Annotated in this window: 9 protein-coding genes; 5 read left to right on the top strand and 4 right to left on the bottom strand. The window is 71.2% G+C overall.

Features of this window, described 5'->3' with window-relative positions; all coding sequences use genetic code 11:
* Positions 1–91: 91 nt before the first annotated feature.
* A complete protein-coding gene (locus ACYVOM_RS10085) occupies positions 92–1,681 on the top strand; it encodes an RNA polymerase sigma factor (protein WP_460302991.1) in 1,590 nt (529 codons plus the stop codon).
* On the opposite strand, the gene ACYVOM_RS10080 is transcribed toward ACYVOM_RS10085, so the two are convergent.
* Positions 1,645–2,661 carry an adenylate/guanylate cyclase domain-containing protein gene (locus ACYVOM_RS10080; RefSeq protein ID WP_460302990.1) on the bottom strand — a complete coding sequence of 339 codons (1,017 nt, stop codon included), beginning with the start codon at positions 2,659–2,661 and terminating at the stop codon, positions 1,645–1,647. The two genes, ACYVOM_RS10085 and ACYVOM_RS10080, sit on opposite strands and share 37 nt — an antisense overlap.
* A gap of 113 nt (positions 2,662–2,774) precedes the next feature.
* On the opposite strand from ACYVOM_RS10080, the gene ACYVOM_RS10075 reads away from it, so the two are divergent.
* On the top strand, positions 2,775–3,530 hold the full coding sequence (locus ACYVOM_RS10075; protein WP_460302989.1) for a MerR family transcriptional regulator: 756 nt from the start codon (positions 2,775–2,777) through the stop codon (positions 3,528–3,530).
* A 76-nt stretch (positions 3,531–3,606) separates the two neighbouring features.
* Positions 3,607–4,569 carry a peptidoglycan recognition protein family protein gene (locus ACYVOM_RS10070; RefSeq protein WP_460302988.1) on the top strand — a complete coding sequence of 321 codons (963 nt, stop codon included), beginning with the start codon at positions 3,607–3,609 and terminating at the stop codon, positions 4,567–4,569.
* 14 nt (positions 4,570–4,583) lie between these two features.
* Here the strand turns inward: ACYVOM_RS10070 and ACYVOM_RS10065 are convergent, their stop codons facing one another.
* Both ACYVOM_RS10065 and ACYVOM_RS10060 read right to left on the bottom strand, forming a co-directional pair.
* Positions 4,584–4,955 carry a phage holin family protein gene (locus ACYVOM_RS10065; protein WP_460302987.1) on the bottom strand — a complete coding sequence of 124 codons (372 nt, stop codon included), beginning with the start codon at positions 4,953–4,955 and terminating at the stop codon, positions 4,584–4,586.
* Positions 4,956–5,059: 104 nt separating this feature from the next.
* Positions 5,060–6,745, bottom strand: a complete 1,686-nt coding sequence (locus ACYVOM_RS10060; protein WP_460302986.1) for a CocE/NonD family hydrolase — start codon at positions 6,743–6,745, stop codon at positions 5,060–5,062.
* Between the two features lie 273 nt (positions 6,746–7,018).
* Between ACYVOM_RS10060 and ACYVOM_RS10055 the strand changes: the two genes are divergently transcribed.
* Positions 7,019–7,687 carry a lysophospholipid acyltransferase family protein gene (locus ACYVOM_RS10055; RefSeq protein ID WP_460302985.1) on the top strand — a complete coding sequence of 223 codons (669 nt, stop codon included), beginning with the start codon at positions 7,019–7,021 and terminating at the stop codon, positions 7,685–7,687.
* Between the two features lie 55 nt (positions 7,688–7,742).
* On the opposite strand, the gene ACYVOM_RS10050 is transcribed toward ACYVOM_RS10055, so the two are convergent.
* The gene (locus ACYVOM_RS10050) at positions 7,743–8,327 is read right to left on the bottom strand and encodes a hypothetical protein (protein WP_460302984.1); all 585 of its coding nucleotides are present in this window, start codon (positions 8,325–8,327) and stop codon (positions 7,743–7,745) included.
* 93 nt (positions 8,328–8,420) lie between these two features.
* On the opposite strand from ACYVOM_RS10050, the gene ACYVOM_RS10045 reads away from it, so the two are divergent.
* Positions 8,421–9,122 (top strand): hypothetical protein, encoded by a 702-nt coding sequence (locus ACYVOM_RS10045; protein WP_460302983.1) that lies wholly within the window; start codon positions 8,421–8,423, stop codon positions 9,120–9,122.
* Positions 9,123–9,201: the final 79 nt, after the last annotated feature.

Genomic DNA, 9,201 nt, shown 5'->3' with positions numbered 1-9,201 from the left:
GGTGGGTGGGGGTGGAGAGCGATTTGGGGGATCTGGGGGCGTGGGGGGCGGGGGCGGTGTATTCAGGAGGTTGCCGGGTGAGGTGACGCGCATGGCCAGATGGGCGGGGTCGGGGTCCGAGGAGGGCCGGGAGCTGGTTCGCGGGTTCCATGACGAGGACCCGAGAGCTCTGGAGAGGGCCTTCGGGGTCTATGGGGAGCAGCTGTACGACTACGGGTACGCGCTGGCGGGGGATCCCAGGGCGGCCGAGGACATCGTGCACGACACGTTCGTGGACGCGCTGCGCAGGGCGCCGCGGATGCGGGCGCCGGTGCGGTTGCGGGCGTGGCTGTACGGCGGGGTGCGGCGGCGGGCGCTGCTGCGGACCCGGGTGCGGGAGCTGGTGTGGCTGCCGGACGTGCCGGGCGTGGACGGGGCCACCGGCCTGCCCGTCGACGAGGCCCGGATCATCGTGCAGGGCGCGCTGGACCGGATCTCGTTCAGCGACCAGGAGTTGGTCCTGCTGACGTTGCGGCACGGGATCGTCGGCGGGGATCTCGGGGCGGTGCTGGGCGAGCCGCCGCACCGGGCCGCGGCGCGGGCGGCGCGGGCGCGGCGCAGGGCGGAGGCGGCCGTGGCCGCGCAGTTGCGGGCGCACGAGGGTCGCTGCTCGGGCCGGGGCCCCGTGGTGATGCGGGCCGACAACCGCGTCCCGCAGGACCCGGAGCACGCGCGGCACTGCGCGCGGTGCCGCAGGCGGGCCGAGGCGGGGCTGGCGGCGCTGGTGACGGCGCCGGCCGCGCCCGTACCGCCGGATTCGCTCAGGCACCGGGTGCTGCACACCGGGACGGATCCTGAGCTGGCCGGGTACCGGGCCGACATCGTCGCGAAGGGCGGCCATCTGACGGTCGAGGGGTTCCCGCGTCAGCCGGACACCCCGTCGGGGCTGGGCCGCCGCTGGGTGATCGCGGGCAGCGGGATGGCGGTGACGCTGGCGTCGGCGGTCGTGGCGAGCCTGGTGCTGGGTCCGCAGCTGGGCGAGCCGCAGCTCGCGTGGCCGTCGGTGGAACAGCCGGTGCGGACGCCGGTCGAGACGGGGGCTGCCGCGCCGAACCTGTCGGTGCCGGGTCAGGGCGGCCAGGTCGCGGCCGCGCCGGGGCCGACGCCTTCGGGCACGCCGACGCCGCAGGACACCGGCCACGCCACCGACGACAGCGATCCGGAGGTCCCGGAGGCCGATGACACGGATTCGCCGGCGCCGGTCGATCCCGCCGCGCCCGCCGCCCCCGCCGGGTCCGGCACGGACGGCGAGCAGGGGTCCGCGGAGCCGGCGGCGGCTCCGGAGGCCGCGCCCGCAGGGCAGGAGCCGGAGACGGTGGTTCCGGAGACGGCGCAGGAGACTCCTGTGGTGGCTCGGCTCACCGTGGGCGCGTCGGAGGTGGCGATCGGCCTTGACCGCACGTCGGAGATCCCGTTGCAGGCCGAGAACGGGCCGGTCGCCTTCACCGCGGCCGCCGCGGACGGAGACGTCCAGCTCGCCCAGGAGAGCGGTGTGGTGAATCCGGGGGAGGAGTTCGTCCTGGAGGTGACGCTCCCGGCCGCGCTGATCCGGCTTCCGGGCAGTACCGAGGTGACGATCGTCAGCGGCAGCGACGGGGCGGCGTATCAGGTCGAGGTGAGCTGGGGGCTTTCGCTGCTGTGACGGCGCAGTAGGTAGGGCCGCACCTTCCCGATTCCCTGGAGGGGCCGCGCGCTGAGCCGTCGCAGGGCGTAGCCGTTGCCCGGGGAGAGGTCGGCGACGAGGTCCGGCGCGGCCAGGACGGTGCCGGGCCGGGCCGCGCCGGTGAGGCGGGCGGCGAGGTTGACGGGGGTGCCGAACACGTCGCCGAGCCGGAGGATGACCTCGCCGCGGGCCAGGCCGACGCGGACGTCGGGGAAGTCGTCGGCGCCGGACCAGTCGGAGATGCGCAGGCCGATCTCGGCGGCCGCCTCGGCGGTGGGGGCGGTGAAGAGGACCTCGTCGCCGAGGGTCTTGATCACCCGGCCGCCTTCCTCGGCGATGATCGTGGCGGTGCCGGTCTCGAACCTGTCGACGAGTTCGGCGAGGCCGGAGGGGGTGAGCCGCCTGCTCAGCCGGGTGAAGGAGACGATGTCGGCGAATCCGACGGACAGCTGGGCGGTGCCGGCGCCCGCGTCGGCGGTGGCGTCGGCGGCGGCGCTGAAGGCGCGCACTCCGGCGGCGGCGAGCTGGCGGCGCCAGGCGCGCAGGAGGAGCCGTTCGAACTTGGGCCGCAGTTCGGCGCTGGCGGTGAGGGCGGCCACCACGGCGTCCTCGTCGGCGGGTTCGCCGGGTCTGGCGAGCTGTTCGGCGAGCCGTTCCAGCCAGAGTTCGGCGACCCGGTTGGCCAGCCGGTTCATGGACTGCCCGACGCCGCGGGCGATCCGCAGGACCATCTCGTCGTCGACGTAGGTGTGGTCGAGGAGTTCGCGGATCTGGCCGAGGGCGATGACGTCCTCCTCGGTGAAGGCGATCTCGTCGGGTGACGGGGTGGGGAATCCGAGAGCGGACCAGAGCCGGAGCCCCAGTTCGGTGTCCAGACCGGACAGTTCCTCCATGTCGGTCATCGTGTGGGTGAGGGGTTCGCCCAGGAGGAGTTCCTCCACCTCGCGCGCGTCCGTCATGTCCGGGGCCTCCCAAGACCGTCGCGTCGACCATTACATCGAACAATGTCTCATTGATGTCAGGCGTAAGATTCGTACGATCGGCCCCGAGGGGTCAAGCGGGAGGAGGGCCCATGGGCGAGTACCGGATCGACGAGCTGGCGCACAGCGCCGGCACGACAGTCCGCAACATCCGCTCCTACCAGGACCGCGGCCTGCTCCCCCCGCCGCGGCTGCGCGGCCGCGTCGGCCTCTATGACGATGCTCACCTCGCCCGCCTCCGCCTCATCGGGCAGATGCTGGAGCGCGGGTACACCCTCGCCAACATCAGCGATCTCGTCGCCGCGTGGGAGGCGGGCCGGGACGTGGGCGAGGTGCTCGGCCTCGAGCAGGTGCTCACCGACCCCTGGACGGACGAGATCCCCGGCTGGGCCACCTACGAGGAGCTGGTCGCGGCGTTCGGCCTGGAGACCGGCCCCGAGGAGATCGAAGGAAGGCTGCGCAGGGCGGTCGAGCTGGGCCTGGTCGAGCCGGACGGCGACCGCTTCCGGGTGCCGAGCCCGCGGCTCCTGCACGTCGGCGCGGAACTCGTGGCGGGCGGGGTGCCGCTGGAGGCGGTCCTGGACATCGCCGACGAGATCCGGCGCGACTGCGAGGTGATCGCGAACCGCTTCGTCGACCTCGTGGACACCCACGTCCTCAAGGACGCCGACCTCCTCGGCGCCGACGCCGTCCGGGTGGCCGAGGTGATCCGCCGGATGCGGCCACTGGTCCAGATGGTGGTGAACCCGTTCGTCGCGCGGGGCATGGAGCAGCGGGTCCGCGCCGAGTTGGGCGACAAACTCGAGGTGCTCATGGCCGAGGAGCGGTCGGCGGACCCCGCCGTCTGAGGGCGATTCACCCCTGATGTGGAGTTCCCGGGGTTAGGGTCGGCTTCGAGCCGTCCCCCGCCCCCCGGAGGCCTCCATGAAGTTCGTCACCCGCAAGCAGTGGGGCGCCCGCAGCCCCCGCAGCGCGGCGTCCTCGCTGGCCGGCACCAAAGGTGTGAAGGTCCACTACACGGGCAGCCGGGTCGACCCCCGCACGGCCGACGACCACGACCGCTGCTCGGCGCTCATGCGGCAGATCCAGAACGGTCACATGGACGGCAACGGCTGGAACGACATCGGTTACAGCTTCGCGGTCTGTCCGCACAGGTACGTGTTCGAGGGGCGCGGGCTGCACAAGCTGCCCGCCGCCAACGGGGCGGGCCTGAACAGCGGGCACTACGCGGTGCTCGGCATGGTCGGGAACGAGGGCCTCGTCGTGCCGAGCGACGACATGCTGCACGGCATCCGCGACGCGATCGAGTACGTGCGCGAGAAGGGCGGGGCGGGCAAGGAGATCAAGGGGCACCGGGACGGCTACAGCACGGACTGTCCCGGCGCGCGGCTCTACAAGTGGGTCAAGGACGGGGCACCGCGTCCAAAGGGCTCCTCGGCGCCGGAGCCCGGCCCTCAGACGGCCGCTGAGCCCCTGGCGCTCGTTCTGGACCTTGCGGCCGGAGGGTCGGTCACGGTGGCTCCCGGGGCACGTCTGTCGGTCCCCTGGGGGGTCGAGCACGCCGACCCGTCGGGGCTGCACGCCGCGAAGTCCGCGGCCTGGCTGCCCAAGGTCGCGGACTGGCATCTCGTGACGTTCTCGGCGGTCGTGACCGGCCATGAGAAGGGCGAGCGGCTCAAGCTCGTCATCGGCGAGTACGAGCGCACCGGGAACACCCGGGTGAAGGACCACTTCGGCGAGGACAAGATCGGCCACGGCACGAAGGTGGAGCACACCGTCTCGGGCCTGGTGTGGCTCAGCGTCGACCGCGGCTACCGCGCCGACCTCGTCAACCACGGCGCGGAGTCCGTGACGGTCACCGCGGCGCGTCTCACGATCGCCCGCTGAGCCCCGGGGCAGGGTCAGTCGTTGTCGAGGATGAGGCTGAGCCCCCAGCTGACGATGGCGACGATGACGCCGCCGATCAGTGCGGTGAGGAAGCCGTCGACGTGGAAGGCGAGGTCGAACTCGCCGGCGATCCACGAGGTGAGCAGCAGGAGGAGGGCGTTGACCACGAGGCCGAACAGGCCGAGGGTCAGCACGTAGAAGGCACAGCCCACGGTTTTGACGATGGGTTTGATGACCGCGTTGACGAGGCCGAAGATCAGGGCTACCAGGACGAGGGTGAGTGCCTTCTCCTGGCCATCGACTCCGGTGATCTCGATTCCGTCGAGGAACCAGGTGGCGGCGGCGAGGGCGAGCGCCGTGATGACGACATTGATCAGGATTTTCACGTTTTTGATCGTGGCATGACCTGAGGTGTTCCGTCGTCACTCCAGATGGTGAACTCCACGTGATCCCCTCTCCTCACAGCGGCGTAAGGAGAGGGGGACGCGGATCACATGACGGGCAGGAGGAGCGCCGAGGGCCGGTCGGGGTCGTGGAAGACCTCCTGGTCGGCGACGACCATGGTGCGGGCGGAGCCGAGCGGCTCGCCGGTGCCGGGGTTGCTGGCGATCTTCGGGTAGGCGCCGCTGGCGACGTGGACGCGCAGGCGGTGGCCCTTCTTGAAGCGGTGGCCGATGGGCCACATGTCGAGTTCGACCTTGCGGACGCCGTCGCCGTCGGGCGGCGAGGTCTCGGCGGTGAGCCGCAGGCCCCCTTCGCAGACGTTCTTGGACGACCCGTCGGGCGCGACGTCGCAGAGCCGGACGACGAAGTCGGTGTGCGGCCGCGACGACTTGACGTACAGCTCGGCGGCGACGGGCCCGATGACGTCGAGGTCCTCGGTCAGCTCGGGCGAGGTGAAGACCAGGACGTCGGGGCGGCGTTCGGCGGGCCGCTGGTCGACGGGCCGGCCGATGCCGAGGAGGGTGGGGCCTCCGTAGGCGGGGGTGGGGTCGTTGGGGTCGTACCGGTAGGCGTCCGGCTTCGACGCGCGGGGCCCGTCGGTGCCGAAGCCGTGGCCGGCCTGGAGGTGCCAGCGTTCGGTGCGGGTGCCGGGGACGGGCCAGTCGGCGTATTCGCGCCATTCGCCCGCGCCGGTGATGAAGAGCCGCACGGGGTTCTCGCGCAGCCCTGAGGGGTCGTCCTTGAGGTGGGCGCGGAACCAGACGAGGGATTCGCGGAGCGCGACGAGCCCGTGCCGCGGGTCGGCGTGCCACCAGGGTCCGACGGTGAGCTGCGGGGTCTGCCCGGTGGACCGCATCGCGATGTAGTCCTTGAGCGTCCAGGGCAGGAAGACGTCGTACCAGCCGCCGACCATGGACGCGGCCGGGAGGTCGCCGTCGCAGGCGGCGCTGTGGACGCGGCCGTCCCAGAACGGGTCCTCGGGGACGCCGTGCCCGGCGAGGAGCTGCTGGAAGAACGGGACGCTGCCTCCGGTCGTGTACGCGTCGAGTTCTTCGAGGGGCAGCCCCGCGCGCATGGCGCGGGCGGTGCGGCGGCGCATCCGGAAGAGGTCGATCGGGTGCTCGATCCGGGTGGTGACCGACGCCCAGCCGAGGGTGGATTCGAGGGCGAAGGACCCGCCGATGTAGATCGCGTCGCGGAACTGGGAGGCGGTGACGGCCAGCGACATCGCCTTGTGCTCCGGCCCCGCCTTCCCGGCTATGGCCCACTGGGTGTGCCCGAGGTAGCTGGGCCCGTAGGTGGCGAACGTGCCGTGGAACCAAGGCTGCCGCTTCAGCCACTCGACGGTGGCGAGTCCGTCGATCTGCTCGTTGAGGGGGTCGAAGCTGCCGCCCGACCCGAAGGTCCCCCGGACGCTCTGGACGACGATCTGGTAGCCGAAGAAGGCGAACGGGTAGCCGTTGATGGCTCCGGTGACGCCCCTGCGCCCGTAGGGGGTGCGGACGAGGATCGTCGGGGGGGTCTTGACGCCCAGGGGCACGTACCGGTCGGCGAGCAGGATCGTGCCGTCCGGCATGGGGACCGGGATGTCCTTGATGTGGCTCACCCGGTAGGTGGCGGACGGGAGGGCGGGCAGGCCGGGGATGCTCGGTATGTGGGGGAGGTGAAGTTCCGGGAGCTGGGGCAGCTGGCGCAGCCGCTCGGGGACGCTCAACCGGTCGGTGATTGCCATCGGTCCTCCCCTGTACGGAGATGTCTGAGTTAGATACCCATGTGTTACCTCGTGGTAACACGTGGCATGCCGAACGGGATTCCGGTTTGGGCACGCCACCAAGGAGATCCTTGGGGAATCGTGACAAATACCGGGGCTGCGACACGGCGGCCGGTGATAAGTATTACCAGCCGGTAGCAGGCCGGTCACCGACGAGTAACGGAACCTCGATAGGGTGACCCCACCGAAAATCGGTCATCCGGAGCCTTGGGAGACCTGTTGCTCTATCGCTTCATGAGACTGGTCGTGCCGCCCGCCTTCCGCGTGCTGTTCCACCTGAAGGTGGAAGGCAAGGAGAACATCCCGGCAGCCGGCCCCCTGATCGTGGCCGCCAACCACCAGTCGTTCATCGACAGCTACGTCATCCCCGTGTCGCTGCTGCCCCTCAAGACCGTCTTCCTGGCGAAGGCCGAGTACTTCGAGGGCACCGGATTCAAGGGTCGGCTCAGCCGCTGGTTCTTCACCTCCATGGGCATGGTCCCGGTGGCGCGCGGCGACGCCTCCTCGGCCCTCGGCTCGCTGGAGCAGGCCGCCGACATCGTGAACGGCGGGGACGTGTTCGCCCTCTACCCCGAAGGCACCCGCTCCATGGACGGGCGGCTGTACCGCGGCCGTACCGGCGCGGGTTGGCTCGTGCTGGAGACCGGCGCCAAGGTCCTGCCGGTCGGGCTGATCGGCACCGACACGCTCCAGCCGTACGGCAGCCGCTTCCCGAAGATCGGCGCGCGGGTGACCGTGCGGATCGGCGAGCCCCTGGAGTTCGGCGGCTACACCGACGGCGCCATGCCCAAGGGCCGCGCCCGCCGGGTGATCGCCGACGAGATCGTCCAGGCGATCCAGAAGCTCACGGGCCAGGAGTACGTGCCCGAGTACAACGACCACCAGAGCAAGGGCGACAGCTGACCTTCGCGCCGAAGGGCCCCGCAGACGCCTCCGGGGCCCTTCGCGCCTCCCGTCTCTAGAAGCCGGACGGCGGCTGGCGGTCCTTGATGTTGAGGCCGTCGTCCTTGGCCTGCTGGCGCAGGTCCTCCAGCGCGCTGCTGGCGTCGCCGATGCCGGAGACGTCGCCGGTCTTGATCTTGTCGATCGCCGCGGTCGCCGTCGCCCAGACGGCTTCGACCGGGGCCTTGAGCGACTTGCACAGCGTCGGGTCGGCGTTGATCATCTTGCGCGCGGCGTTCAGCCGGTTGAGCGAGAACGCGCCCGCGGCCACGGCCTTGGCGATGGTCCTCTTGCGGTTGGCCGCGTCGGCGTTGAAGCCGCCGGCCTTGTAGGGCTTGAGGATCCACTGGTTGAAGGCGCCGAAGGCGAGGCCCGCGTCCGCGACGAACCGCGTCTTGGCGAACTTCTTGGTCGCCGCGGTCGGGCAGGCCGCCGCGGCGGTGGCCGAGGCCTTCGCCGAAGCCGATGCCGCGTTCGAGGCGGCGGCGCCCGTGGCCGTCGCGACGCCGGTCGAAATCCGGTCGGCGACGTCCTGACCCCCTCCGCCACAAGCCGTAAGAGAAACGGTCAAGGCGGACACCGCGAGCAACTTCCCGAACATGTTGATTTCCCCCCGAGACTAAGCCCTTGGATCTCGGCCTACCCCGTTGTGGCGCGAAGATCACCAAGCCGGTGCGCAGTATCGTCGGCTTCCATGCGGCTGAAGCGTCTGATCCCTCCGGTTATGGCGGTACTCGTCGCTTCGGGCTGCTCGGGAGGCGCCGAGAAGGCCCCGCCGGCCGTGCAGACCCCCGAGGCGGGCGCGACCACCTACACCGCCGACCAGCTCCGCCAGGCGCTCCTCGCCGACGTCCCCGGATACGTGCGGGCGGGCGAGCCCGAATCGGGGTCCTACGGGATGCTCCGGGCGATCCGGAACTTCACCCAGCTCCAGGGCCAGGTGAAGCTCGACAAGCCGGAGTGCGCCGACGCCGCCAGGGCCCTGGAGACCGCGGGGGAGCTGGCCGCGGCCCCTGCCGCGCTCACCACCTTCGCCAAGGCCACCGGCGAGACCGTCACCCAGACGCTCCTCGCGGTCTCCCCGCGGGCCGCCCAGCGCGAGATCGAGCGCCGCGTGCCCAAGCTCTGCCGGACCTACAAGACCAAGGTCGGCGGCGAGTGGTCGACCCACCAGGTGCTGGAGCAGACCCCGGACAGGCACTTCGTCGGGGAGGGTTCGAGGACCGTGGGACTGGTCACGATGAGCGGTGAGGTCCAGGTGAACATGTGGTTCGTGGTCTTCACCGAGGCGGGCTACCTCGGCACGGTGTCGGTCTACGGCCCCAAAGCCACCAAGGGAGAGGCCGAAAACCTGGCCCGCGACGCCGTCGCGCAGACGCAGAGGGTCCTCGGATAGGGGGCGGACCACCCGAACCTCGGCGGTCGCCGGACAGTCTCACCAGAGCGGAACGAACGCGCGGGGCCAGGGACGGAAC

Source organism: Actinocorallia aurea, assembly GCF_054783995.1.
The sequence above is the reverse complement of the archived record's forward strand: the minus strand, read 5'-3'. Positions and strand labels throughout refer to the sequence as shown.